The organism is Ideonella sp. FW305-24 (genome assembly GCF_058788035.1).
This window is the reverse complement of the sequence record NZ_JBYTAI010000014.1, coordinates 161248-184740: the sequence shown is the minus strand read 5'-3', so window position 1 is coordinate 184740 and position 23493 is coordinate 161248. Positions and strand designations below refer to the sequence as shown.

The 23493-nt window shown below is 67.4% G+C and carries 19 protein-coding genes and 2 pseudogenes; 10 read left to right on the top strand and 11 right to left on the bottom strand.

Annotated features, from left to right (window positions below; genetic code table 11):
• The 3 genes and pseudogenes from AC3WR5_RS27820 to AC3WR5_RS27810 form a co-directional block, all read right to left on the bottom strand.
• A pseudogene (locus AC3WR5_RS27820) lies at positions 1–200 on the bottom strand (hypothetical protein); the annotation flags it as partial.
• Positions 201–312: 112 nt separating this feature from the next.
• Entirely contained in the window at positions 313–996 is a 684-nt protein-coding gene (locus AC3WR5_RS27815) for an energy transducer TonB (RefSeq protein WP_492488729.1), read from the bottom strand.
• A 5-nt stretch (positions 997–1001) separates the two neighbouring features.
• Entirely contained in the window at positions 1002–1751 is a 750-nt protein-coding gene (locus AC3WR5_RS27810) for a GntR family transcriptional regulator (RefSeq protein WP_141288768.1), read from the bottom strand.
• A 270-nt stretch (positions 1752–2021) separates the two neighbouring features.
• Here AC3WR5_RS27810 and AC3WR5_RS27805 point away from each other — a divergent pair, with 270 nt between their 5' ends.
• Together AC3WR5_RS27805 and AC3WR5_RS27800 are read left to right on the top strand one after the other, a co-directional pair.
• Positions 2022–4700 carry a TonB-dependent receptor gene (locus AC3WR5_RS27805; protein WP_492488727.1) on the top strand — a complete coding sequence of 893 codons (2679 nt, stop codon included), beginning with the start codon at positions 2022–2024 and terminating at the stop codon, positions 4698–4700.
• Between the two features lie 220 nt (positions 4701–4920).
• Positions 4921–5949 (top strand): glycoside hydrolase family 18 protein, encoded by a 1029-nt coding sequence (locus tag AC3WR5_RS27800; RefSeq protein WP_492488725.1) that lies wholly within the window; start codon positions 4921–4923, stop codon positions 5947–5949.
• A 12-nt stretch (positions 5950–5961) separates the two neighbouring features.
• Here the strand turns inward: AC3WR5_RS27800 and AC3WR5_RS27795 are convergent, their stop codons facing one another.
• Positions 5962–6639, bottom strand: coding sequence for a glutathione S-transferase family protein (locus tag AC3WR5_RS27795; RefSeq protein WP_492488723.1), 678 nt, complete (start codon positions 6637–6639; stop codon positions 5962–5964).
• A gap of 25 nt (positions 6640–6664) precedes the next feature.
• Complete coding sequence (locus tag AC3WR5_RS27790; RefSeq protein WP_492488721.1) at positions 6665–7936, bottom strand: TIGR03862 family flavoprotein; 1272 nt, start codon at positions 7934–7936, stop codon at positions 6665–6667.
• A gap of 74 nt (positions 7937–8010) precedes the next feature.
• On the opposite strand from AC3WR5_RS27790, the gene AC3WR5_RS27785 reads away from it, so the two are divergent.
• Together AC3WR5_RS27785 and AC3WR5_RS27780 are read left to right on the top strand one after the other, a co-directional pair.
• A complete protein-coding gene (locus AC3WR5_RS27785; RefSeq protein ID WP_492488719.1) occupies positions 8011–9339 on the top strand; it encodes a sensor domain-containing diguanylate cyclase in 1329 nt (442 codons plus the stop codon).
• Positions 9340–9470: 131 nt separating this feature from the next.
• On the top strand, positions 9471–11576 hold the full coding sequence (locus AC3WR5_RS27780) for an aminotransferase class V-fold PLP-dependent enzyme (protein WP_492488717.1): 2106 nt from the start codon (positions 9471–9473) through the stop codon (positions 11574–11576).
• Between the two features lie 177 nt (positions 11577–11753).
• Here the strand turns inward: AC3WR5_RS27780 and iolG are convergent, their stop codons facing one another.
• Positions 11754–12764 (bottom strand): inositol 2-dehydrogenase, encoded by a 1011-nt coding sequence (gene iolG, locus AC3WR5_RS27775; RefSeq protein WP_492488745.1) that lies wholly within the window; start codon positions 12762–12764, stop codon positions 11754–11756.
• 318 nt (positions 12765–13082) lie between these two features.
• Positions 13083–13430, bottom strand: a pseudogene (locus AC3WR5_RS27770) (TIM barrel protein); the annotation flags it as partial.
• Positions 13431–13923: 493 nt separating this feature from the next.
• Here AC3WR5_RS27770 and AC3WR5_RS27765 point away from each other — a divergent pair.
• The 4 genes from AC3WR5_RS27765 to AC3WR5_RS27750 all read left to right on the top strand — a co-directional run bounded on the left by AC3WR5_RS27765 (position 13924) and on the right by AC3WR5_RS27750 (position 17999).
• A complete protein-coding gene (locus AC3WR5_RS27765; protein ID WP_492488715.1) occupies positions 13924–14862 on the top strand; it encodes a sugar ABC transporter substrate-binding protein in 939 nt (312 codons plus the stop codon).
• A 125-nt stretch (positions 14863–14987) separates the two neighbouring features.
• Complete coding sequence (locus AC3WR5_RS27760) at positions 14988–16112, top strand: ABC transporter permease (protein ID WP_492488713.1); 1125 nt, start codon at positions 14988–14990, stop codon at positions 16110–16112.
• Between the two features lies 1 nt (position 16113).
• On the top strand, positions 16114–16902 hold the full coding sequence (locus tag AC3WR5_RS27755) for an ATP-binding cassette domain-containing protein (protein ID WP_141288638.1): 789 nt from the start codon (positions 16114–16116) through the stop codon (positions 16900–16902).
• 62 nt (positions 16903–16964) lie between these two features.
• A complete protein-coding gene (locus tag AC3WR5_RS27750) occupies positions 16965–17999 on the top strand; it encodes a LacI family DNA-binding transcriptional regulator (RefSeq protein WP_141288639.1) in 1035 nt (344 codons plus the stop codon).
• 125 nt (positions 18000–18124) lie between these two features.
• Here AC3WR5_RS27750 and AC3WR5_RS27745 read toward each other — a convergent pair whose 3' ends face one another.
• Positions 18125–18520: a DUF2917 domain-containing protein gene (locus AC3WR5_RS27745; RefSeq protein ID WP_492488711.1), complete on the bottom strand. Its 396-nt coding sequence runs from the start codon at positions 18518–18520 to the stop codon at positions 18125–18127.
• A 153-nt stretch (positions 18521–18673) separates the two neighbouring features.
• Here AC3WR5_RS27745 and AC3WR5_RS27740 point away from each other — a divergent pair, with 153 nt between their 5' ends.
• Together AC3WR5_RS27740 and AC3WR5_RS27735 are read left to right on the top strand one after the other, a co-directional pair.
• Positions 18674–20182, top strand: a complete 1509-nt coding sequence (locus tag AC3WR5_RS27740; protein ID WP_492488709.1) for an aminotransferase-like domain-containing protein — start codon at positions 18674–18676, stop codon at positions 20180–20182.
• A 2-nt stretch (positions 20183–20184) separates the two neighbouring features.
• Positions 20185–20595 carry a PPC domain-containing DNA-binding protein gene (locus AC3WR5_RS27735; RefSeq protein ID WP_492488744.1) on the top strand — a complete coding sequence of 137 codons (411 nt, stop codon included), beginning with the start codon at positions 20185–20187 and terminating at the stop codon, positions 20593–20595.
• 20 nt (positions 20596–20615) lie between these two features.
• Here AC3WR5_RS27735 and urtE read toward each other — a convergent pair whose 3' ends face one another.
• The 3 genes from urtE to urtC all read right to left on the bottom strand — a co-directional run bounded on the left by urtE (position 20616) and on the right by urtC (position 23478).
• The gene (urtE, locus tag AC3WR5_RS27730) at positions 20616–21308 is read right to left on the bottom strand and encodes an urea ABC transporter ATP-binding subunit UrtE (RefSeq protein ID WP_141286673.1); all 693 of its coding nucleotides are present in this window, start codon (positions 21306–21308) and stop codon (positions 20616–20618) included.
• 104 nt (positions 21309–21412) lie between these two features.
• On the bottom strand, positions 21413–22291 hold the full coding sequence (urtD, locus tag AC3WR5_RS27725; protein ID WP_141286675.1) for an urea ABC transporter ATP-binding protein UrtD: 879 nt from the start codon (positions 22289–22291) through the stop codon (positions 21413–21415).
• Positions 22288–23478, bottom strand: a complete 1191-nt coding sequence (gene urtC / locus AC3WR5_RS27720; RefSeq protein ID WP_492488707.1) for an urea ABC transporter permease subunit UrtC — start codon at positions 23476–23478, stop codon at positions 22288–22290. The genes urtD and urtC overlap by 4 nt, the downstream gene beginning before the upstream one ends.
• Between the last annotated feature and the right edge of the window lie 15 nt (positions 23479–23493).

Genomic DNA, 23493 nt, shown 5'->3' with positions numbered 1-23493 from the left:
CCGTAGGGGTTGTCGATGGTTTCCTTCTTGACCTCGGGCACGACCGGGGCCGGAGCCGGGTCGGTCGAAGCGGTGGCGGCAGGGGCAGAGGCTTCCTGGGCGAGGGCGGCTTGCGGCATCAGGGTGGCGACGCCGACCAGGCCGGCCTTGGCGAGGGTGACCGCCAGCAGCGGCGCGCGCAGTTGTTTCAGAAAGGACATGGACTCACTCCAGGACAGGCAAAGAGAGGGGTAAGGCGGTCGAATTGCCGCCTGCGAACGGGAGAAACAGGGACAGGAAAAATGAGGGCCGGTCAGCCAGGACCGGCCGGGCTCATTCGAGCTTCCAGAGGTACTCGACCTCGAAGGTGCCACCGGCCGGCTGGCCGTTTTCGTCGACGCCGGCCTTGAACGTGCAGCCGCTGAGCTTGTCGAGCGCAATGCGGTCCAGCAGCCGGTGTTCGCGGCTCGGGCCGGCAGACTTGACGACGTCGGCCTTGGCCAGTTGGCCCGCGGCGTCCACAGTGAAGCGCACACGGGTGGTGCCGGTGGCTTCGGCGCGGCTGGCAGCAGCCGGGTAGTCGGCCCCTGTCGGTGCGCAAGCAGAAATGTTGCCGATGGCCGGGCGGGCGGCCACCCGCGGCGGCGCAGGTGAGGCCGGCGGCGCAGGCGCCGGTGCCAGCGTCACCGGGCCGGGCGGCGGCTGCACCGGCGTCGTGCTGATGCTTTGCTGCATGGGCTGCGGCACCACCGGCACCTCAGGCATCGGTGCAAACGACTGCGGCGGGGGTGGCGTCTTCGGTTGTGGCAACTGCGGCGGCGGGGGTGGCGGAGGCGGCGGTTGGATGTCCTTGAAAAGCTGGACATCCACCGGCGGCTTCAGCACGTCGACCACCACCTGGCCCAGGCCATTCAGCAGCGCATAGCCCAGCACCACGTGCAGACCGGCAACGACCGCCAGGCCGGTGTAGCTGCGTTGACCCGACTTCTGCGGGTCCTCTGAAAAAACCATGGACATGAGGGTCAGCCTTGTGTGTTGAGCTCGGCGATGAAGTCGTAGGTGTCGCCGCGGTAGAAGGATTGAGACAACTCGATGGCCCGGCCGTCGCGCAGGTAGCCCAGGCGCTCGACCAGCAGACCGGCATCGCCAGGCTGGGCCTGCAGCAGCCCGGCCTGCTCATCGTTGAGCAGCAATGCACGCAAACGCTGCAGCGCGCGCACCGGTCTGTGGCCTGCGGCCTCCAATGCGTCGTAAAGCGAGTTTTGTACCGACGCCAGAGAAGGCAGCGCCGAGGCCAGCACGGTGGCGTATTCCAGCGCCATCGGCGCGTTGTCGGCATAGCGCAGGCGGTGGAGGCGAAACACGGTGGTGCCCGGGCTCAGCGCCATCTTCAGCGCCTCTTCCGGCGAGACCGTGCCCTCGGTGCGGCGCAGCCACTCGCTGCGCGGCGTGCGGCCGCGGGCGCGCATGTCCTCCGAAAAGGAGGTGAGCTTGGAGAAGTTCTTGTCGATGCGGGCACTGACGAAGTTGCCAGAGCCCTGCCGGCTCACCAGCAGGCCTTCGCCGGCCAGCCCGTCAATGGCCTTGCGCACGGTGATGCGCGAGACGCCCAGCTCGGCCGCCAGCTGGCGCTCCGAGGGCAGCGCGTCGTCCGGGCTCAGCACATGCTGCTCGATCGCGTCGCGCAGCGCGCGCTGCAGCTGCTGATAAAGAGGCTGGCTGCTGCTCGCATCCAGCAAGGGCAGCAGGCGTTCGGCCAGGGTCGGGCTCATCGGTCAGCACATCTCCGTATCGGTCAGCTGGGAAGTGTAGCGAGGGCAGTGATCACGAGCTCAAAATAGTACCACTACAGTACCAGATGATGCCAGTGGATGTGCCCTGGTTGACGCGCATCGGTCCGGACGAAATCCAAGTCTCCCTATGAAGATGGCGGGAAAGATACGGATCAGGGTCTTCCTCAGTGAAAAGTGGTAGCAAATTGGTTTTGTTTGGTAGTACATTGGTACTCATCAATTGACCCGCCCCACACAACAGAGGAGTCCATGAAACTGCAACTCAACCCTGTCGCCGCCGCCGCACTGTTTGTGGTGAGCACGGCTGCCCTGTCCCAGACCGCGCCAGCCCCGGCCGCCGCTGCCAGCGCGCCGGACGACGGCGTGCAACAGGTCGAGGTCACCGGCATTCGCGCGTCCATGCAGCAGTCCCTGCAAAGCAAGCGCAATTCCAGCTCCCGCGTGGAAGTCATCACCGCGGAAGACGTAGGCAAGATGCCGGACAAGAACGTGGCCGATTCGCTGCAGCGCATTCCGGGGGTCACGACCACCAGCGCCGGCTCGGCCGAAGGCTCTTTCGGCGAAAACGAACATGTGCAGCTGCGCGGCCTGAGCTCGCAGCTCACGCTGACCACGCTGAACGGCCACCTGGTCTCCACCGGTGACTGGTACGGCCCGAACATCGCCGCCGGCGGCCGCAGTGTCACCTTCACGCTGCTGCCCTCGGACCTGATCGGCAAGGTCACGGTCAACAAGTCCTCGCGTGCGGACCTGCCCGAAGGCGGCGCCGCAGGCACGGTGGACATCGACACTCGCCATCCGCTGGACTTCAAGAAGACGCTCTCGGGCGTGGCATCGCTGGAGGCCGCCCATTCCGACGCCGCGAAGAAGACCGACCCGTCGCTCAGCGCGCTGATCAACTGGAAGAACAACGACAGCACCTTCGGCATCCTGGGCCAGGTGTTCTCGCAGACGCGCCACCTGCAGCGCGCCGGCTCCGAAGGCGTGTGGTGGGACAAGACACCCGCCACCTATCCGATCTCCGACCTGGCCGGCAAGAACGTCAGCTACCTGAGCGGCGCGGTGCTGTTCGAGCAGGAGCGCAAGCGCGAAGGCGGCTACCTGGAAGCGCAGTTGAAGGTGGACCCGCGGCTGAGCTTCAACCTGTCGGGCTTCTACTCGACGGTGGACGCGAAGAACTACAACACCAACTTCATGGCCGACACGGTGAACCCGTTCAACGGCCCGGGCTGGAACGGCAAGACCGGCACGCCCACCGGCGACTACACGGTCACCAACGGCACCATCAGCAGCGTCTTCTTCGGCAAGGACGCCTTTGCCAACAACGGCGGCTCGGCCGGCGCCTTCTCGGCGGTGGAAGACGTGGCGATCCGGCCCGACGCCAAGACCGACTCCAAGTTCATCAACCTGGACGGCAAGTGGCTGGTCTCCGACAAGCTCACGCTGACCAGCAAGATCGGCACGACCAATGGCGGCGCGCGCACCAAGGACGTGGGCTTCGAAGTCTGGAGCGGCTGGGACCAGGGCACCGGCTACACGGTCAACAAGGACGGCATCCTGATCCTGAACGTGCCGGGCGGTGACACCCTGACCAAGACCGGTGCCGGCATCGGCGGCTGGGGCTCGTACACCTCATCGAGCGATCGCGAGAACTACGCCCAGCTCGACGCCACGCTGCGCCTGGACAACGACCTGCTGCACACCCTCAAGTGGGGCGCCCGCGCCACCGCGCACCGCCGCTCGCTGACCAAGCTGGGCATGACGCTGGCCGCTGGCGCCGCGAGCGAAGACCTGATCACGGACGACGCCATCACCCACTATTCCGCCAACTGGTACGGCGGCCTGCCGGTCAACCCGACGCCAGGCTTCAGCCCCTGGAAGATCAGGAACGACTTCGTGGTGGACTGGATGAACCAGTACGCCACCTTTACCACCCACGCCACGCAGCAGGAATTCGACATCAAGGAGAAGACCGGTGCCGGCTACGTGATGGCTGAGTTCTCGCCGACGGACAAGGTCAGCGGCGACTTCGGTGTGCGCGTGGTGCGCACCAATGAAGACATCGACGCCTTCCTGCCCGGCGGCGCGCCCAACTACAAGAAGAGCTTCACCGACGTGCTGCCCAGCCTGAACCTGCGTGCCGACCTGGCCAAGGACCTGGTGGGCCGCCTGGCGCTGAACCGCGGCCTTTCGCGGCCGGACTTCGGCCAGCTGGCCGGCAACGACCTGCGCGACCTGCAGCACAACGGCGTGGGCAGCAACCCGTACCTGGACCCGATCCGCAGCAACAACCTGGACCTGTCGGCCGAGTGGTACTTCGGACCCAAGTCGCTGCTGGCCGTGGGCTTCTTCGCCAGCAAGCTGGACGGCGTGATCGCCTATGGCCACCAGCAGCTGGAATACCAGAACGCGTCGAACGGCAACGCCGTGGAGGTGTACGACATCTCCAGCCCGGTCAACACCCAGGGCCGTGTCACCGGCTTCGAACTGGCCTTCCAGCACACGCTGGGCCTGGGTTTCGGCGTGGACCTGAACTACACCCGCTCGAACGGCAAGCAGACCGAGAAGCTCGCCACCGGCACCTGCAACGGCTCGGCCACCGAGGACTGCACGCTGTACGGCACCTCGAAGGACGTCTACAACATCGGCGCCTTCTACGAGAACGAAAGCTTCAGCGCCCGCCTGGCCTACAGCCACCGCTCGACCTACAAGCTGGGCAACCGCGGCGGCGCCGACTACTTCCAGAATGGCAACGGCCAGCTGAACCTGGCGCTGAACTACAACGTCAACGACATGTTCGCGCTGACCTTCGAAGCCCAGAACCTGACCGACCCGCTGCTGAAGGTCTACAAGACCGACACGACCCAGGTCGCCGGCGTCTACAAGGCTGGCAAGATGTACTTCGGCGGCGTGCGCGTGAAGTTCTGAACGAGGCCCCGAGGGCCGGGCGGCGGCTTTCTATTGAGGCTTCCCTTATTCGAGGCGGTCTTGAATCCGTTCGCACTGAGCCTGTCGAAGTGCCTGCGTCGAGGTACGCGCCGGCTTCGACAGGCTCAGCCCGAACGGGGGGCTATGTCACGAATTTTGAGAACATCAATAGGCCTGCCGCCCTCTTTCATGAGCACCAATTCAGGCACCCCAATCCGTGATGCCCTATCGCTCCCTGCTGCCAGCTGCCATCCTGATTCTCAGTGCCTTGGCCGGCTGCGCCACGCCGCCGTCGCCCGCTGGCCAGCCACCACTGCGCTACGTGCCCTACATGCACATCGTCCAGGGCCTGGACCCGGCCACGCACAGGCTGCGCAGCGTGGCCGGCGAACAGCCGCCAGCGCCCCTGGTGCAGGCCGGCCGCAACGCACTGCCGGGCCGGCCGCGCGAGGTCGTCTGGGCCTTTGCCAGTGGCGAGTGCGGCGCCGAAGATTGGGGCCCGGGCATTGACGCGACCCAACTGGTCGCGGCCAACGCCCCGGCCTTCGCCCAGGCCGGGATGCGCTACCGCATCTCGACCGGCGGCCAGGCCGGCGTGTTCACCTGCGCCAGCGACGCCGGCATGCAGGCCTTCATGCAACGCTACGCCGGCCCGGCGCTGGTGGGCTTCGACTTCGACATCGAAGGCAGTCAGACGGACCAGCAACTCGACGACCTGGTGCGCACCGCAGCCGCTTCGGCGCGCGCCCACCCCGAATGGCAGTACAGCTTCACGCTGGCCACGCTGGCGGGCAGCGACGCGCGCGGCGCCAACGTGAACGCCACCGGCGCGAAGGTCGTCGCCGCACTGCAACGGCATCACTTCGACACGGCGGTCGTCAACCTGATGGTGATGGATTTCGGACCGGCGAGTGCGGCGAGCTGCGTGCTGCGTGCCAGCGACGGCCGCTGCGACATGGGCCGCTCAGGCTTGCAGGCCGCGCTGAACCTGCAGCGCGAGTTCGGCGTGCCGCTGTCGCGCATTGCGTTGACGGCGATGCTGGGCGTCAACGACGTGACCGAAAACGTGTTCACACCGGAAGACGCGGCGCTGCTGCTGGCCGATGCCCGCACGCATGGGCTGGCGGGGGTGTACTACTGGTCGCTGGAGCGGGACGCGCCCTGCCCCGGTGGCGCGACCGAGGTCTCGTCGAAGTGCCACTCGCTGCCAGGCGTGCCGGCAGGCGCTTTCGGGAAGATCGGTTTCTGAACCAACCGGGGTTCAGCCCCTGGCATAGTCGTAAGGCCCGCCCTTTTCCAGCGCCCGCTTGTACGCCGGCCGCTGGTGAATGCGGTGCAGCCAGTCCATCAGCCTGGGCCGGCTCGCATCCAGCCCGGCACGCTGCGCTGCAGCCTCCAGCGGAAAGCTCATCTGGATGTCGGCCGCGGTGAAGTCCGCGCCCGCAAACCAGGGCCGCTGCGACAGCTCGGCTTCCATGTAGTCCAGCTGGGACTTGATGTTCGGCTCGACCATCATCGTCAACACCTTCTGCGCAATGCCACGGGCGATGGGCTTGACGAAAAAAGGCATAGGCGCGGTCTGGATGCGGCCGAAGATCAGCTTCAGCAACAGCGGCGGCATCGCCGAGCCTTCGGCGAAGTGCAGCCAGTAGGTGCAGCGCTGGCCCTCGGGGGTGGCAATCGGCGGGCGCAAGCCGCTGGTGGCGCCGTAAGTGGCCAGCAGGTATTCGATGATTGCGCCGCTTTCGGCCATGGTCGCGCCGCCATCGGTGATGACCGGCGACTTGCCCAAAGGGTGCACCTTCTTCAGCTCCGGCGGCGCCAGCATGGTCTGCGGGTTGCGCTCGTAGCGCTTGACCTCGTACGGCAGGCCCAGCTCTTCCAGCAACCACAGGATGCGCTGCGAGCGCGAGTTGTTCAGGTGGTGGACGACGATCATCGGCACGGTCTCCTCTTCTTGATTCTCAAACCTGGCGGCCGAGCCAGCCCAGCACACCTTGCGCCGCCACCTTGCCGCTGGCCATCGCCGCCGTCAGCAAGTAGCCACCGGTCGGCGCTTCCCAGTCCAGCATCTCACCAGCGCCGAACCAGCCGGGGTGCTGCTGCAGCATCAGCTGCGGCGTCAGCCCGGACAGCGCCAGCCCGCCCGCGCTGCTGATGGCTTCGTCCAGCGGCCGCGGTGCCGTCAAGGTCACAGGCAGCGCCTTGATGCGGCCAGCCAGCCAGGCTGCGTCGCGCGAGAGGTCCTGCCACTGCTCGGCCGACACGCCCTCGCGCAACAGCCCTGCCTTCGCGCCGGACACACCCGCCTGCTCCTTCAGGTGATTGGCCAGCGAGCGCGTGCCTCGACCGCGCGACAGCGCCGTGACCAGCTCGTCCAGGCTGCGCTGGGGCATGAGGTCCAGCGCCAGCATGGCGCTGCCGCTCGCAGCAATCTCGTCACGCAGCAAGGCGGACGCGGCGTACACCAGCGAGCCTTCCAGGCCGCCCGCGGTCAACACGCATTCGCCCAGCCGCTCGAAGCGCCGGCCGGCGCTGCCCTCGAACAGCAGGCGCACGTTCTTCAGCGGCGCGCCGGCATGGCGCTCGGCCAGGTGCGGGCTCCAGACCACGTCGAAGCCGCAATTGGCCGGCCGCAAGGGCTGCACAGGCACGCCTGCCGCCTGCAGTGGCGCCACCCAGGTACCGTCCGAGCCCAGCCGCGCCCAGCTGCCGCCGCCCAGCGCCAGCACCACGGCGTCTGCCTGATGACTGACGGGGCCAAGCGGGCCATCAAAGCGCAGCGGCTGCGCCAGCGTCGGCTGCCAGCGGTGCCGCATGTGGAAAACCACGCCCGCCACGCGCAGCCGGTGCAGCCAGGCGCGCAGCAGCGGCGCCGCCTTCATCTCCTTGGGAAACACCCGGTTGGAGCTGCCGACAAAGGTCTCGATGCCCAGGCCGGCGGCCCAATCGCGCAGGGCCTGGGGCGACAGCTGCTGCAGCCACTCGCCCACCTGGGGCGCGGCCTCGCCATAGCGGCTGACAAAGCCGGCCAGCGGCTCGCCGTGCGTCAGGTTCAGCCCGCCCTTGCCGGCCAGCAGGAACTTGCGGCCCACCGAGGGCATGGCATCGAACAGGTCGACCTGCAGGCCGGCGGCGGCCAGCACTTCGGCGGCCATCAGGCCGGCGGGACCGCCGCCGATCACCGCGACACGCGGCGTTTCGCCGGGCACGGCGGTGTGAGAAGCATCATTCATGGGTGTTGCAGTCTATGTCAGTGGCACCTCCGGCTTGCGCATAATCGGCCCACCGGCGCCCGCCACTGGACCCCATGACGCCCTGCCTGTTCCTGCTCAGCGACCATGCCTGCCCTGCCCTGCTGCATCCGCAGCTGGTCTGGCACCTGCGCTGGCGAGACCTGCAGGCCAACCCGGAGCTCTTGTCCGAGCTGGTGCAGCGCTGGCATGCCCAGCCGCCCGGCGAAGCCTTCTGGGTGCTGGACCTGCCAGACAACCAGCCCGCGCCGCTGCTGGATGCCCTGCGTGCCCCTGGACTGGACCTGTCGCCCTGGCTGCTCTGGCTGCCCAACGACGGCCAGCCCGACCGGGAAGCGCAGATGGCCCGCGCCTGGGCCGCCGGTGCCTGGGACGTGCTGGACGAGGCCGAGCCGCAGGCCATCACGCGCACGCTGCACCGGTTGCTGATCCAGGCCCGGGCCCAGAGCGGCCCGGCCGCCAGGCTGCGCCAGCTGCGCAGCGAATTGCAGGCCTTGCGCGCCAGCCTGGACAACCTGCCCGCGCCCATCTTCATCAAGAACGCCGCCGGCCTCTACACCGAGTGCAACCAGGCCTTCCTGGACTACCTCGGGCTGACGCGCGAACAGGTCATCGGCCGCACCGTGTATGAAGTGGCGCCGCCGGCCCAGGCGGCCACCTACGCCGAGGCCGACCGCCAGCTGCTGGCCGCCGGCACGCGGCAGATCTACGAAGCCCAGGTGCGCTGGGCCGATGGCAACCTGCGCGAGGTGATGTTCCACAAGGCCGTCTACCGCGACGAATTCGGCCGCCCGGCCGGCCAGGCCGGCGCGATGTTCGACATCACCGAGCGCCGCCAGCTGGAGCACCGCCTGCGCCACCTGGCCGGCACCGACGTGCTGACCGGCCTGCACAACCGCCGCAGCTTCATCGAACAGGCCGGCCAGCGCCTGCGAGATGCCTGCCAGCGCGGCCAGCCCATGGCCCTGCTGCTGCTGGACGTGGACCACTTCAAGCAGGTCAATGACGAACACGGCCATGCCGCGGGCGATGCCATGCTGTGCCACCTGACGCAGCTGGTCCGCGCCACGCTGCGGGCGGACGACATCTTCGCCCGCGTCGGCGGCGACGAATTCGCCGTCGTGCTCGACGGGCCGGAACACGCGGCCAGCCTGGCCCAGCGCCTGCCGCTGCTGTTCGATGAACATCCGCTGAAGCTGGGCGAACGCCAGCTGCCCTGCCGCATCAGCCTGGGCGCAGCACTCATCCGCCCCGAGCTGCACACGGTGGACAGCGCGCTGAACCAGGCCGACCTGGCGCTTTACGAAGCCAAGCGCCAGGGCCGCAACCGCGCGGTGCTGATCGACACGCACGCCGCCGACGACGCCGGACCGCCTCTCGGCTGAAAAACCGTCAGGCCTGCACAAACCGCGGCCCACCATGCGGGATTCACGTAAGGCACGGGCAGGGACAGCCACTACCATTGCCACCATCTGCGTTTTCCTGAGGGCCGCCGGCGATCCCGAGGCCTGCCGCCATGGACATCTACCTCGACGCCAATGCCACCACGCCGGTGCTGGCCCAAGCCCGCCATGCCGCCATCCAGGCGATGGTCGACGACTACGGCAACCCCAGCTCCATCCACAGCACCGGCCTGAAGGCCAAGTCCCTGATCGACGGCGTGCGTGCGCTGGCGCGCAGGCTGCTGGGCGCGGGTGACGGCCAGCTGCTGTTCACCAGCGGCGCGACCGAAGGCATCCAGACCGCCGTGTTGTCCAGCCTGGGCGCGCTGCGCGAACGCCGCGAACGCGGCGAAGCCATCGGCGGCCTGCTGCTGTATGGCGCCACCGAACACAAGGCCGTGCCCGAGGCCCTGAAACACTGGAACCGGCTGCTCGGCCTGGGCCTGCAGGTGCAGGCGATTCCGGTAGGCACCGACGGGCTGCACGACCTGGCCTGGCTGGCCGAACATGCAGCGGACGCAGGCCTGGTCTGCACCATGGCCGCGAACAACGAAACCGGCGTGATCAGCGACCTGGACGGCATTGCCGCCACGCTGCAGGCCGCCGGCAGCCGCGCCTTCTGGATGGTGGACGGCGTGCAGGCGCTGGGCAAGCTGCCGCTGCGCCTGGCGGAGCGCCGCATCGACTACGCGCCCTTCTCCGGCCACAAGCTCTACGCGCCCAAGGGCATCGGCCTGTTGTACGTGCGGCCCGGTGCGCCATTCACGCCGCTGCTGGCTGGCGGCGGCCAGGAAGGCAGCCTGCGCTCGGGCACCGAGAACATGTCGGGCATTGCCGCGCTGGGTGCCGTGCTGGCCGCGCTGGAAGACGGCCGCACCTTCCGCAGCGGCGCGCAGCTGCAGCGCTTCCGCGACCGCCTGGCCGAGGCCTTGCTTGCCGCCTTCCCCGGCCTGGTCTTCAACGCACCGCTGGCCGGCAGCCTGCCCACCACGCTGAACTTCTCGGTGCCCGGCCTGCCCAGCCGGCTGTTGCTGGACCTGTTCGATGCGGCCGACGTGCGCGTGAGCGGCGGCTCGGCCTGCAGCGCCGCACAGGCCGCACCCAGCTTCGTGCTGCAGGCCATGGGCCTGCCGGACTGGCAGACCGCCAGCGCGGTGCGCCTGTCCTTCGGCCCCGCGGCAGACGAAGCCTTCATAGCCGAAGCCGTGGCCCGCATCGCCGCCTGCGGACTGGCGCTGCGCCGCAGCTGCCTGGCTGGCCCCAGCGAAGACCCGCTGGCCAGCGACGGCGTGCTGCAGCTCAGCGCTGGTGGCGCCAGCAGCTGGCTGCTGGTCGACGGCGAACGCCGCCAGGCCTGGGTGCTGGACCCGCAGCCCGAATTCAACGAGCGCGTGGCCCGGCTGCTGCGCTGTCACAGCCTGCAGCTCACGGCCGTGCTGGACACCCGCGAACCCACACTGGCCGCCACCGCCCGCGCCGACCTGCTGCAGGCCTGCGACGCCGCCAACCTGGCGCAGCTCATCACCGAGACGGACGCCCAGGGCTGGCCCGGCAGCACGGAGGCGGTTTACACGCTGGCACCGCCCGCGAGCGCGCTGCAACTGAGCCGCCTGCAACTGCCGGCCGACGCGACGCACCCGGACGGCCCGCGCGCCGCGCAGCCGGTCTGGCTGCTGCAGCGCGAAGGCGCGCCGGCACTGGCCTTCGTGGGCGCGGCAGCCGAGCACCCGGCGCTGGCACAGCTGCTGCCGGCCGGCACGCTGCTGTGCAGCGACGCGCCCGGCCCCGCCGCGCTGCGCCGCGTGGCCACCACCAGCGAAGCTGCGGGCGAGCCGGCCATCTCGCCGGCCACGCTGGCCGCCTTCGTGCGCAGCCAGCCCGGGCTGCGCCTGGTGGACGTGCGCGAGCCCTACGAGCAGCTGCTGAGCGACATGCCCGCGCTGCACGGCGCAGAGCTGCAGGCCCTGCCGCTGTCACGCCTGGCGGACCCGGCGCAGGGCGCGCCGGCCTGGCTGGCCGAACCAGGCCGGCCGCTGCTGTTCTTCTGCCGCAGCGGCGGCCGCAGCCAGCAGGCCGCGCAAACGCTGCGCCGCCTGGGCCACCCGGCCGCCTGGACGCTGGAAGGCGGCCTGGCCATGTGGCAGTCCCAGGGCGAGCCGGTGTTCATGCCGGCCATTTGAAGTCAGACATCTTGGGCAAGCCCGTGAATGATGACGCCACAGTGGGATTGCAAGCCAAATCCAATCCCCTTGGCGCCACCCAAGGCCAGGAACGGCGCCATGGTCACGTCAACGCGGGGCGGGCGGCCCGCGACCGCTAACCCATCGAACGCGGTCCGACCACAGCCGTGCGACGCGTCAAGATGCCACGGGGCGACCGTCGGCAAGTCTGACAGTCCTACCACTCGATGCCGACAGCGTGGCGGCCTCCGCCACCGCGAGCGCGTTGACGCCATCCTGCAGCGTGACCGGCATGGCCGTGCCTTGCGCCACTGCTTGTACGAAGGCGCGCCATTCGGCCTCGTAAGCGCGCATATAGCGCTCGAGGAAAAAGAATTCAGGCTTGGCGCTCAGGGCGCCAGCTGTGGTCGTCTTGGCGACGGTGTTCTCCAGCATGTTGCCGGCTTGCAGCAAGCCCGTTGCACCCAGCAGCTCCAGGCGCTGGTCGTAGCCGTAGACGGCGCGGCGGCTGTTCTTGATCACCGCGATGCGCCCATCGGCAAAGCGGAGCGTGGTGACAGCGGTGTCGACATCACCGGCCGCGCCGATGGCTGGATCGACGATGCTGCTGCCGACCGCCGTCACTTCGACCGGTGCGCCGCCGAAGATCCAGCACGCCATGTCGAAATCGTGAATGGCCATGTCACGGAACAAGCCCCCCGACACCTTGATGTAGCTGACCGGCGGCGGTGACGGGTCGAACGAAGTGATCGACAGCAGCTCGCCCGCGCCGATTTCGCCCGCGTCGAGCGCATGCCTCACTGCTGCGAAGTTCGGATCGAAGCGGCGGTTGAAGCCGATCATCACAGGGCGCCCATGGCGTGCGGCAACCGCCTGGCAGGCCAGCGCGCGTTCGAGGTTCAAGTCCACAGGCTTCTCGCACAGCACGGCCTTGCCCGCAGCGGTGGCCGCCTCGATCAGACCGGCGTGTGTGTCGGTCGATGTGGCGATCAGAACGGCGTCAATGTTGCGGTCCTGAATGATGTCATCGACCGTGCGGGCCTGCGCGCCGTATTCCGCGGCGAGCTTTTCGGCGGCCGGGTGGTTGACGTCGGCAATCGCGACCAGCTTGCTGGCCGTGTTGGCAACGATGCTCTTGGCGTGAACGTTGCCGATGCGACCAGCGCCCAGCAGTCCGACTTTGATCATGGTGTCGTCTCTTTCGATGGTGATTGGGTGGATGCGATGCCGGTCCGTCAGACCGTGAACGCGGAACGGAAAGCTTCGAGGCCAGCGTCGGCGTCGCCGGAAGCGAACGCCTCCATGCAGACGGTGCCGCGGTAGCCCATGCGCTTGAGGGCGCGTGCCACGCCGGCGTAATTGATCTCGCCGGTGCCCGGCTCCTGGCGACCGGGCACATCGGCCACCTGCACCTCTCCGATCCAGCCAGGGCAGGCAGCGGCGGCAGAGTTCGATCAGGTTGCCCTCGCCGATCTGCGCGTGATAGAGGTCCAGGTTCAACCTCAGACCGGGGCGATTGATGGCAGACACCAGCGCCAGCGTGTCTTCCGCCTTCGCAAAGGGAACGCCTGGGTGGTCTACGGCGAGGTTGAGGTTTTCGATCATGAAGGTGACGCTGTGCTGCTCAGCCAGATCGGCGATGCGGTTGAGCGTCTCGCGCGCCTTCAGCCACATCGCGCCAGTCATCGTTTCGCAAGGCGTGACCGGCAGGCCACGGTCGCCAAGTCCGGTGCCGTGCAGGTTCAGCCGCGCCACGTTCAGACGCTTGCTGACCTGAATTGCTTCGGCCGCGGTCGACAGCAACTCGGCAGCGCCTTCGTCATCGGTGAGACGCCCGCGCAAATAGCCTGTCATCGACGAGAACCGCGCGCCGGACTTCTCCAGCATCGTCAGATCGTGGTTGGACCAGTTCCAGATGCCGACGTCGAAGCCCATTTCGGTGAGCCGCGACAGGCGCCAGGACATCGGCTTGTCGGGCCAAAGCATTTCGGCACAGGCGGCCAAGGCAAACGGAGCGGGCATGAGGGTGCTTTCAGGAAGTGGTGGGAGATCTGTAAGGGCCTTGGCCCTCCAAGAGAAAATTCTAAGCAATGAATGCATCCGGTTGCAATGCACGCACCCGCTCCCATTGCCAGTGTTTACCCTGATATCTGAGGCGCAAGCTGTTGGCAACGCAGTGGAACCGCCCTCTAAGTGAAACCATTTAGAGATTCGTTTCCGGAAGCGCTCTATGATTTATGCGCCCGGTTGCATCCGCCCGGTGCGGCAGCGCAGGGCGTCACGCAAGTGATCACTTGAGTTGCCAAAGCGGCTCACAGACCGTTCCTGCCCATCCCATGGAGACAACATGAAATTCCCTTTCAACACCGCGAAAAGCATTGCCGTAGCCGTAGTGGCCCTGCTGGGTTGCGCTGTCGCACACGCCCAGAACATCGCCGTGGTGACCCACGGTCAGGCCAATGACCCGTTCTGGTCGGTTGTGAAGAACGGCGTCGAAGCCGCGGCCAAAGACTCGGGCGTCAAGGTGACTTACCGAGCACCGGAGTCCTTCGACATGGTGGCCATGAGCCGCCTCATTGATGCCGCCGTCAACCAGAAGCCTGACGGTCTGGTGGTCTCTGTGCCCGACGCCTCTGCGCTCGGCGCCGCGATTCAACGTGCCGTCAAGGCAGGCATCCCGGTGATCACGATCAACGCGGGCCTCGAGTCCTCGAAAAAGCTCGGCGCCCTGCTGCACGTCGGACAGTCGGAGTACGACGCGGGCAAGTCCGCCGGCGAGAAGCTGAAAGAGATGGGTGGCAAAAACGGCATCTGCGTCAACCAGGAAGTCGGCAACGTTTCACTGGACCTGCGTTGCAAGGGCTTCGCCGATGGCTTTGCCGGCAAGACGAAGGTCGTGCCCACCGGCAATGAACCGTCCGAGGTGCGGGCCAAGGTGAAGGCCGCGCTGGATTCCGACACATCGATCGACACGATCATGGCGCTCGGTGCCGCGACCGCTGGCGAGCCGGCGGTCGCGGCGGCCAAGGACTCAGGTCGCCTGGCCAAGATCCGCATCGCGACCTTCGACCTCTCCGCTGGTTTCCTGAAGGCCATCGCCGCCAAAGAAGCCGCCTTCGCGATCGACCAGCAGCAGTTCCTGCAGGGCTACATGCCGGTGTCCTTCCTCGCGTTGCACGCCAAGTTCGGTCTGATGCCGGGTGGCAACGTGCCATCGGGTCCGAACCTGATCACATCTGAAAAAGTGTCGCAGGTGATCGAGCTGTCGGCCAAGGGCATTCGCTGAGCTGACGCATAGACCGTCGCCACCCCGTCAAGGGAACCGGCGGCGGCAGACGCCACCTTCGGAACTCACGCCAGCTTTGGCGCCACCCTCCGCTTCCATTTCTTTCGCTACCCACGGCCGACCACATGAATCCCCCAGGCATCCTCCAGTCGAGCCCCGCCGTCCCGGTCGACGAACGCATCAAACGCATCTCACCCTTGGCGAAGTTGATGCGACGACCCGAACTCGGCGCCGTCGCCGGACTGATTCTGGTGACGGGCTTCTTTCTCGCTGTCGCCGATCCGGTCATGTTCAACCTGGCCGGACTGGTGAACTTCCTGACACCGGCGGCCCAGCTCGGGATCATGGCGCTCGGCGCGTCGCTGCTGATGATCGGCGGCGAATTCGACCTGTCGATCGGCTCGATGGTCGCCTTCGCCGGGCTGATCTTCGGTGCCAGCATCACTGTGCTGCACCTTCCGCTGCTGGCGGCGGTGCCCTTGACCCTGGCGGTCGCGGGCGTCATCGGCGTGGTGAACGCCGCGATCGTGATTCGCACCGGCTTGCCCAGTTTCATCGTCACGCTGGCGGCATTGTTCATCCTGCGCGGACTGAGCCTCGTGGGCCTCAAGTGGGCGACGGGTGGATCGACCCAGCTCCGAGGCATCGGCGAGGCAGTGCAAGGCCAGGCGTTCCTGGGCCTGTTCAGCGGCAAGGTCTTCGAGGGCTTGTTCGCCACATTGACCGAGCACCGTTGGCTTCCCCGCTTCGACAATGGTGAACCGATGATCACCGGCCTTCCGGTAGAGATCGTGTGGTTTGTCGGCCTCACCGCCCTCGCCACCTGGGTGCTGCTGCGCACACCCCTGGGCAACTGGATCTTTGCGACGGGCGGCGACCCGGCGGCGGCCAAGAACTCGGGAGTACCGGTGCGCCATATCCGGATCGGCTTGTTCGTCGTGGCTGCCATGTGCGCCGCGCTGGTCGCCATCATCACCGTGCTCGACAGTGGCTCCACTGACGCCCGCCGCGGCTTCCAGAAGGAATTCGAGGCCATCATCGCCGCCGTCATCGGGGGGTGCCTGTTGACAGGCGGCTACGGCTCTGCGGTCGGTGCGTTCCTTGGCTCGATCATCTTCGGCATGGTCATGATCGGGTTGACCTACACTCGCATCGACCAGGACTGGTACCTGGTCTTCCTCGGCGGCATGTTGTTGGTCGCCGTGTTGTTCAACAACAGCATCCGCAAGCGCGTGACCGGGGAACGTTGAGATGAGCCACCCAGAACATCCGCTGCTCGAGATGCGCAACATCGAAAAGCAGTTCGGCAATATTGTGGCCCTCGCTGGCGTTTCGTTCGCGGCGCATGCGGGCGAGTGCCACTGCCTGCTGGGCGACAACGGCGCGGGCAAGTCGACCTTCATCAAGACCATGTCGGGCGTGCACCCACCGACCAAAGGAACGATGCTCGTCAACGGCCAACCGGTTGTCTTCGATACCCCTCGCACGGCCATGAACGCTGGCATCGCCACGGTGTTTCAGGACCTCGCGATGATTCCGCTGATGTCGGTCACCCGCAACTTCTGGATGGGCCGCGAGCCAACCAAGGGCTGGGGTCCGTTCAAGCGTTTTGACGTCAAGTTCGCCAATGCCGTGACGATGGCCGAGATGTCGAAGATGGGAATCCGGCTGCGTGAACCTGATCAGGCGGTCGGTACCCTGTCGGGCGGCGAACGGCAGACGGTTGCGATCGCGCGCGCGGTGTACTTTGGCGCCAAGGTGCTGATCCTCGACGAGCCAACTTCGGCACTCGGTGTGCGCCAGACCGCCAGCGTGCTGGCGACGATCGACCGCGTTCGCAAGCAGGGGGTCGGCATCGTCTTCATCACGCACAACGTGCGGCATGCGATGGCGGTGGGAGACTGCTTTACGGTGTTGAACCGGGGCCGCACGCTTGGCACCGCGCGGCGCGGCGAAATCAGCGCGGAACAGTTGCAAGACCTGATGGCCGGCCGGCAGGAAATCGCTTCGCTGGAGGGCTCGCTCGGCGGCACGGTCTGATTCGCTCGGGCGGCTGATGCCGAGTCGATAATGACAGCCCGACAAAAGCGACGCCAACGAACATGCCCCAGCACCGCCCCGTCGAGACACGCGCCAAGAAGGTTACCGCCAAGGATGTTGCCGAGAGGGCCGGTGTGGCCAAGTGGACGGTATCGCGGGCGTTTGCCGAAGGGGCTTCAGTCGCGCCGGAGGTGCGTGACCACGTCCGCAAGGTGGCGGCCGCCATGGGGTATCGGCCGAACCTGCTGGCGCGCAGCCTGACCACCCGCAGCACGAACCTCATCGGCATCCTGGTCGATGAACTGGGAAACCTGAATCAACTGCGCGTGCTGAACGAAGCCACCCGCCAGGTGCAGGCGCAGGGTTACAGCACGCTGCTGCTCAACATCAACCCCGACTATGGTCCTGCCGAGGCGCTGCGGCTGGCCGATCAATTCCAGGTCGACGGACTGATCTTCCTGGGTGCCACGTTGACGCGCCAACTGATCGAGCTGGCGCAGAACATCAAGCACATTCCGCTGGTGGTATGCCTGCGCAACAGCGGGGAGGCCGGCATCCCCTACGTCAGCACGGACGGCCACCCCGCGGGCGCAGAGATTGCGGACCTGCTGATCGAGCAAGGCTGCGAACGCATCGGCTACATGGCCGCACCGATGTCAGAGCGCACCGGACTGCGACGCCTGGAGGGTTTCAGGGATAGGCTCCAATCGCGCGGGAAGACCTTGTCGGTCGTGCTCGAAGCCAGCCATTACCGTCGCGGCGAGGGCATGAACACCATGCTGCGATACCTCGAGGCCACCCCGCGCGCCGAGAGAGTGGAGGGGCTGTTCTGCGAGAACGACATTCTGGCCATCGGCGCGATCGATGCGCTGGTCGCCACCAACAACCGCAACAAGATCGCCATCGTCGGCTTCGACGACATCGAACTTGCCAGCTCACCCAGCTTCGAGCTCACGACCTACCGGCAACCGGTGGATTTCCTGGTCAGTGAAGCCATTCGACGCATCATCGAGCCCAATGCCGAACAACTGGGCTCGTTGATGGCTCCGGGGACCTTGGTCCTGCGCAACTCGCATCGTCACACAGCGGGTCAGTAGCGCTCATGCGCAGCACGGCCAGATTGGTGTCCTGGTCGTCGTCCACCAGCGGGGCCGCGGCCGGGAAAGCCCCTTTGTGTTTCTTCAAGCGGATCAGCCTGCGGCGGCCCGCTTCAGTCCAACGATCACACCACGCGCCGGGCTAGCTGCCAGCCGCCGCTGCGCCACCGCCGCCAGGCTTGGCCCCAGCGCTGCCTGCGGCCCGGCGTTGGCGCTTGCACTTGCAGGCACAAGCGGGCCGCCCCGCGCCAGATGCGCGGCTCCGCCTCGACCAGCACCGTCACGCCGGCCGGCACCTCGACCTGTTCGCCTACCGACAGGAACACATCGTCCCCGCAGCCCGGCCAAGTGACCCACACCGCGCCGGCCTGCACCTGCAGCCGCCATGGCGCCGCCGAGGCACCCAGCACCGGCCCTGCCCGTCCGGCCGGGCCCAGGTGGACGAGCTGGCCCTGGGCCAGCACAAAGGACGCGCCCGGATCGACCAGGCGCAGCGAGACAGGGGCGGTGGTGGGGTTCATGGGCTCAACCTTAGGCAAGCCCGCAACCGGCGCACAGGCACAACGCGGCGGCTTGTTGCGGTACAGATGCGGTACCTCTGCTGTTCTGTACTGGTCGACCCAGCCACCCTCTGTACCGGTCCTTCACGCAAGACCGGCCGCAGAATCAAGGCCATGCCGTCCGTCGAAGCCGCCGCCACCCCGGAGCCCTCCCTGTACGCGCAACTGGCCGAGCGCATTGGCGCGCTGATTGCCAGCGGCGCGCTCAAGCGAGGCGACCGCCTGCCCTCGGTCCGCGACATGGCGCAGCAGCAAGGCGTGTCCATGGCCACCGTGCTGCAGGCCTACCGCACGCTGGAAGACCAGCGCCTGGTCGAGGCCAGGCCGCGCTCGGGTTATTTCGTCACGCTGCGCCGCACGCCCACCGCCACCGCTGGCCGCGGCAGCCCGCCCGCCCCGCAGGCGCTGACCGAGATGACCCAGCCGCCCAACCAGTCCCAGCCGGTGGAGCTGCCGGACATCGTGGACCGGGTGATGGCCGCCGCCAGCGACCCGGCCATGGTCTCCTTCGGGGCCGCCTGCCCCGGCGGCGACATGTTTCCGACCGACCGCGCACGCCGCGCCATCACCCGCGCCGCGCAGCGCCACCACCATGCGCTGAGCCGCTACCCGTTTGCGCCCGGCACGCCTGCGCTGCGCGAGGCCATTGCCCGTCGTGCACTGGCCATCGGCTGCCAGCTGGACCCGGCCCGCATCCTGGTCACCAACGGCTGCGTCGAATCCATCAGCCTGTGCCTGCGCGCGGTCACCCAGCCGGGCGACACGGTGGCGCTGGAGTCGCCCACCTACTGGGGCTTTCTGCAGATCCTGCAAAGCCTGCACCTGCGCGCGCTGGAGATCCCCACCGACCCGCGCACCGGCATCTCGCTGCCGGCCCTGGAACTGGCGCTGGACACGCAACCGGTGAAGGCCGTGCTGGTGGTGCCCACGCTGTCCAACCCGCTGGGCGCGACCATGCCGCTGGCCGCCCGGCGCCAGCTGCTGCAACTGCTGGAAGCGCGCGACGTGCCGCTGATCGAAGACGCGCTGATCAACGACCTGGCCGGCCGCGCCGAGGGCCGCCGCGCCGTGAAGTCCTTCGACACGCGCGGCCAGGTGATGATCTGCAGCTCGTTCTCGAAGACGCTGGCGCCGGGGCTGCGGCTGGGCTGGGTCGAGGCCGGCCGCTGGTCAGCGCAAGTGCAGCGCCTCAAGTCCACCCTCAGCGGCGGCCACACCGAACTGGTCGAGATCGCCATGACCGACCTGCTGAACCAGCCCGGCCACGAACCCGCGCTGCGCCAGCTGCGCGCGCTGCTCGCCAGCCGCCTGGACCAGGCCCGCCGGCTGATTGCCGCGAGCTTCCCCGCCGGCACCCGCATCACCGCCCCCGAAGGCGGCTTCACGCTGTGGCTGGAACTGCCCCGCGCCGTCGACGCGATGGCCCTGTTCCACGCCGCTTTGTCCGAACAGATCTGCCTCGCCCCTGGCCCGATGTTCAGCAGCACCGGCCGCTACAAGCACTGCATCCGCCTGGGCCTGGGCCGCGCCTGGGGCACGGCCGAGCAGCAGGCGCTGCAGCGCGTGGGCCAGTTGGCCAGGCAGATGGCCGACGCGGCAGGCGCAGCGCCCAAGGCGGCATGACGATGCCACTGCTGCCCTTGCGCCTGCCGCCCGGTGCGGACTTGCGGCAGGCCCTGGAAGAGGCTGCCCGACAACCGGACGCAGGCTCGGCTTTCGTCGTCTCCGGCATCGGCAGCCTCACGCAGGCCAGGCTGCGCTTCGCCCAGGCGGATGTGGAGACCGTCATCGAGGGCCCGCTGGAAATCCTCAGCCTGAGCGGCAGCCTGGCAGAGAACGGCGCGCACCTGCACATGGCCGTTTCGCGCGCTGACGGCAGCGTGCTGGGCGGCCATGTGGGGCACGGCTGTGCCATCCGAACCACCGCCGAAGTCTTGCTGGCGCTGCTGCCGGGCTGGCAATTGACGCGAGCGCACGATGCCGAAACCGGCTACCAGGAACTGGTGGTGCGACCGGGGCCGCCAAACCACGGCTGAGCGGCCGATCCTCGACGCGTTCAGATCGACATCAGGTCCCGCACCCCGTTGGCTTCCATGTCCTCGCCCCGCCCGCGGGCGATGATTTCGCCGCGTTCCATCACGAGGTACTGGTCGGCGAGTTCGGCGGCGAAGTCGTAGAACTGTTCGACCAGCACGATGGCCATGGTCTTGCGGTCGGCCAGCATGCGGATGACGCGGCCGATGTCCTTGATGATGCTGGGCTGGATGCCTTCGGTGGGCTCATCGAGGATCAGCAGCTTGGGGCCGGCGGCGAGCGCGCGGGCGATCGCGAGCTGCTGCTGCTGGCCGCCGGAGAGGTCGCCGCCGCGGCGGTTGATCATCTGCTTCAAGACCGGGAACAGCTCGAAGAGTTCGGGCGGAATGGCGGTGCCGGCTTTCTTGTAGGCCAGGCCCATGCGCAGGTTCTCCTCCACCGTGAGCCGGCCGAAGATTTCGCGGCCCTGCGGCACGTAGCCCACGCCCTTGCGCACGCGCTCGTAAGGCGTGTCCTTGGTGATGTCCTGGCTGTCGAGCTGGATGCCGCCGGTCTTGATGGGCACCACGCCCATCAGGCTTTTCAGCAGCGTGGTCTTGCCCACGCCATTGCGGCCCAGCACGACCGTGACCTCGCCGAGCTTGGCCTGGAAGCCGAGACCGCGCAGGATGTGCGAGCCGCCGTAGTACTGATTGAGTCCGTCTACTTTCAACATGATGATGTCAGCCCCTCGTCCGACGAGTACGTCGGCCGATCCCCCGGGGGGATACGGGCCGGCTAGGGAGCGGCCCGGCGCTCGGCCCGCTGCTTCGTTGGCGCTCAGCGACCAAGATAGACCTCCACGACCTTCTCGTTCGACTGCACATCGGCCAGCGTGCCCTCGGCGAGCACGCTGCCTTCGTGCAGCACCGTGACCTTCTTCCAGCCTTGCGTGAGCTCGCCGACAAACTTCATGTCGTGTTCGACGACGACCAGCGAGTGCTGGCCTTCGAGCGACAGGAAGAGTTCGGCGGTGCGTTCTGTCTCCTCGTCCGTCATGCCGGCCACCGGCTCGTCGAGCAGCAGCAGCTTGGGGTCCTGCATCAAGAGCATGCCGATCTCCAGCCACTGCTTCTGGCCATGGCTGAGCAGGCCTGCGGTGCGCTGCGCCTCGGGCAGCAGGTGGATGAGTTGCAGGATCTCGGCGATGCGGTCCAGCTGGGTGCCGGTAAGGCGCGAGAAGATGCTGGCGCGCACGCGACGGTCCGCCTTCAGCGCCAGCTCCAGGTTCTCGAACACGCTGAGCTGCTCGTAGACGGTGGGCTTCTGGAACTTGCGGCCGATGCCGATCTGCGCGATGTCGTTCTCGCGCAGGCGCAGCAGGTCGATGTTGGAGCCGAAGGAGGCCGTGCCGTGGTCCGGCCGGGTCTTGCCGGTGATGACGTCCATCATCGTCGTCTTGCCGGCCCCGTTGGGGCCGATGATGCAGCGCAGTTCGCCAACGTTGATCGCCAGGCTCAGTGCATTGAGGGCCTTGAATCCGTCGAAGCTGACGGTGATCTCGTCCAGGTAGAGCGCCACGCCGTGGGCAAAGTCCGGCTGGGCCCCGTGCAGCACGCGGCCGAAGGCCGCGTCACGGCCGCCGGAAGAAGCCTCCTGCAACCTGGCTTGCGCGGCGGCCAGCTGGGCGGCGCCGGCTTCCTGCAGTTCGGGGGTCATGCGCGGGCCTCCTGTGCAATCTCGGTGGCTGGGTCCGCACCTTGTTCGGCAGCCCTTGACTGCTTGAGCTTGGCCGACGTGCTGGCGCGTTCCCGCAGCTGAGCCACCAGACCGACCAGACCATTCGGCAGGAACAGCGTGACAGCGATGAACAGCGCGCCGAGGAAGTACAGCCAGAACTCGGGGAAGATCTGCGTGAAGGCGCTCTTCGCGCCGTTGACGAAAAACGCGCCGACGATGGGGCCGATCAAGGTGGCCCGGCCGCCGACTGCGGCCCAGACCGCGATCTCGATCGACGAAGCCGCGCTCATCTCGCCGGGGTTGATGATGCCGACCTGCGGCACGTACAGCGCACCGGCCACGCCGCACATCATGGCCGACAGGGTCCAGATCGCGAGCTTGTAGGCCAGCGGGTCGTAGCCGGTGAACATGACGCGGGTCTCGGCGTCTCGGATGGCCTGCAGCACGCGGCCGAACTTGCTGTTGACCAGGTAGCGCGCCATGACCCAGAAGCCGATCAGCACGAGGCCAGTCAGCACGAACAGCACCATGCGGGTGGACGGCTGGGCGATGGGAATGCCGAGGATGCGCTTGAAGTCGGTGAAGCCGTTGTTGCCGCCGAAGCCGGTCTCGTTGCGGAAGAACAGCAGCATGGCCGCGAAGGTCATGGCCTGCGTGATGATGGAGAAGTACACGCCCTTGATGCGCGAGCGGAAGGCGAAGAAGCCGAAGATCAGCGCCAGCACGCCAGGCACTGCGACCACGCAGATCATCTGGAAGATGAACGAGTCGCTCCAGCTCCAGGCCCAGGGCAGCGCCTTCCAGTCGAGGAAGACCATGAAGTCCGGCAGGTCGCTCTTGTAGTTGCCGTCATGGCCGATCTGGCGCATCAGGTACATGCCCATCGCGTAGCCGCCGAGTGCGAAGAACAGCCCGTGGCCCAGCGACAGGATGCCGGTGTAGCCCCAGATCAGGTCCATCGCCAGCGCGCAGATGGCGTAGCACATGATCTTGCCAATCAGCGCCACCGCGTAGTCGCTGAGGTGGAACACGCTGCCCTCGGGCACCACCAGGTTCAGCAGCGGGGCCAGCACCGTGACGGCGATGAGCGCCGCCAGCAGCCCGGTCCAGCCGACCTTGCCGAGCAGCAGCCCGCGCTTGGGAGGAGGAAGCTTCAAGGTGGTCATCTCACTCATTCCATT

What these genes read in the sequence shown, in the direction of transcription:
- AC3WR5_RS27750 (WP_141288639.1), top strand. Translation starts at nt 16,965, where the DNA reads ATGCCCCAGCACCGCCCCGTCGAGACACGCGCCAAGAAGGTTACCGCC.
- AC3WR5_RS27755 (WP_141288638.1), top strand. Translation starts at nt 16,114, where the DNA reads ATGAGCCACCCAGAACATCCGCTGCTCGAGATGCGCAACATCGAAAAG.
- AC3WR5_RS27800 (WP_492488725.1), top strand. Translation starts at nt 4,921, where the DNA reads ATGCCCTATCGCTCCCTGCTGCCAGCTGCCATCCTGATTCTCAGTGCC.
- AC3WR5_RS27745 (WP_492488711.1), bottom strand. Translation starts at nt 18,520, where the DNA reads ATGAACCCCACCACCGCCCCTGTCTCGCTGCGCCTGGTCGATCCGGGC.
- AC3WR5_RS27765 (WP_492488715.1), top strand. Translation starts at nt 13,924, where the DNA reads ATGAAATTCCCTTTCAACACCGCGAAAAGCATTGCCGTAGCCGTAGTG.
- urtD (WP_141286675.1), bottom strand. Translation starts at nt 22,291, where the DNA reads ATGACCCCCGAACTGCAGGAAGCCGGCGCCGCCCAGCTGGCCGCCGCG.
- AC3WR5_RS27780 (WP_492488717.1), top strand. Translation starts at nt 9,471, where the DNA reads ATGGACATCTACCTCGACGCCAATGCCACCACGCCGGTGCTGGCCCAA.
- AC3WR5_RS27805 (WP_492488727.1), top strand. Translation starts at nt 2,022, where the DNA reads ATGAAACTGCAACTCAACCCTGTCGCCGCCGCCGCACTGTTTGTGGTG.
- AC3WR5_RS27810 (WP_141288768.1), bottom strand. Translation starts at nt 1,751, where the DNA reads ATGAGCCCGACCCTGGCCGAACGCCTGCTGCCCTTGCTGGATGCGAGC.
- AC3WR5_RS27790 (WP_492488721.1), bottom strand. Translation starts at nt 7,936, where the DNA reads ATGAATGATGCTTCTCACACCGCCGTGCCCGGCGAAACGCCGCGTGTC.
- AC3WR5_RS27740 (WP_492488709.1), top strand. Translation starts at nt 18,674, where the DNA reads ATGCCGTCCGTCGAAGCCGCCGCCACCCCGGAGCCCTCCCTGTACGCG.
- iolG (WP_492488745.1), bottom strand. Translation starts at nt 12,764, where the DNA reads ATGATCAAAGTCGGACTGCTGGGCGCTGGTCGCATCGGCAACGTTCAC.
- AC3WR5_RS27795 (WP_492488723.1), bottom strand. Translation starts at nt 6,639, where the DNA reads ATGATCGTCGTCCACCACCTGAACAACTCGCGCTCGCAGCGCATCCTG.
- AC3WR5_RS27735 (WP_492488744.1), top strand. Translation starts at nt 20,185, where the DNA reads ATGCCACTGCTGCCCTTGCGCCTGCCGCCCGGTGCGGACTTGCGGCAG.
- AC3WR5_RS27815 (WP_492488729.1), bottom strand. Translation starts at nt 996, where the DNA reads ATGTCCATGGTTTTTTCAGAGGACCCGCAGAAGTCGGGTCAACGCAGC.
- urtE (WP_141286673.1), bottom strand. Translation starts at nt 21,308, where the DNA reads ATGTTGAAAGTAGACGGACTCAATCAGTACTACGGCGGCTCGCACATC.
- AC3WR5_RS27785 (WP_492488719.1), top strand. Translation starts at nt 8,011, where the DNA reads ATGACGCCCTGCCTGTTCCTGCTCAGCGACCATGCCTGCCCTGCCCTG.
- urtC (WP_492488707.1), bottom strand. Translation starts at nt 23,478, where the DNA reads ATGACCACCTTGAAGCTTCCTCCTCCCAAGCGCGGGCTGCTGCTCGGC.
- AC3WR5_RS27760 (WP_492488713.1), top strand. Translation starts at nt 14,988, where the DNA reads ATGAATCCCCCAGGCATCCTCCAGTCGAGCCCCGCCGTCCCGGTCGAC.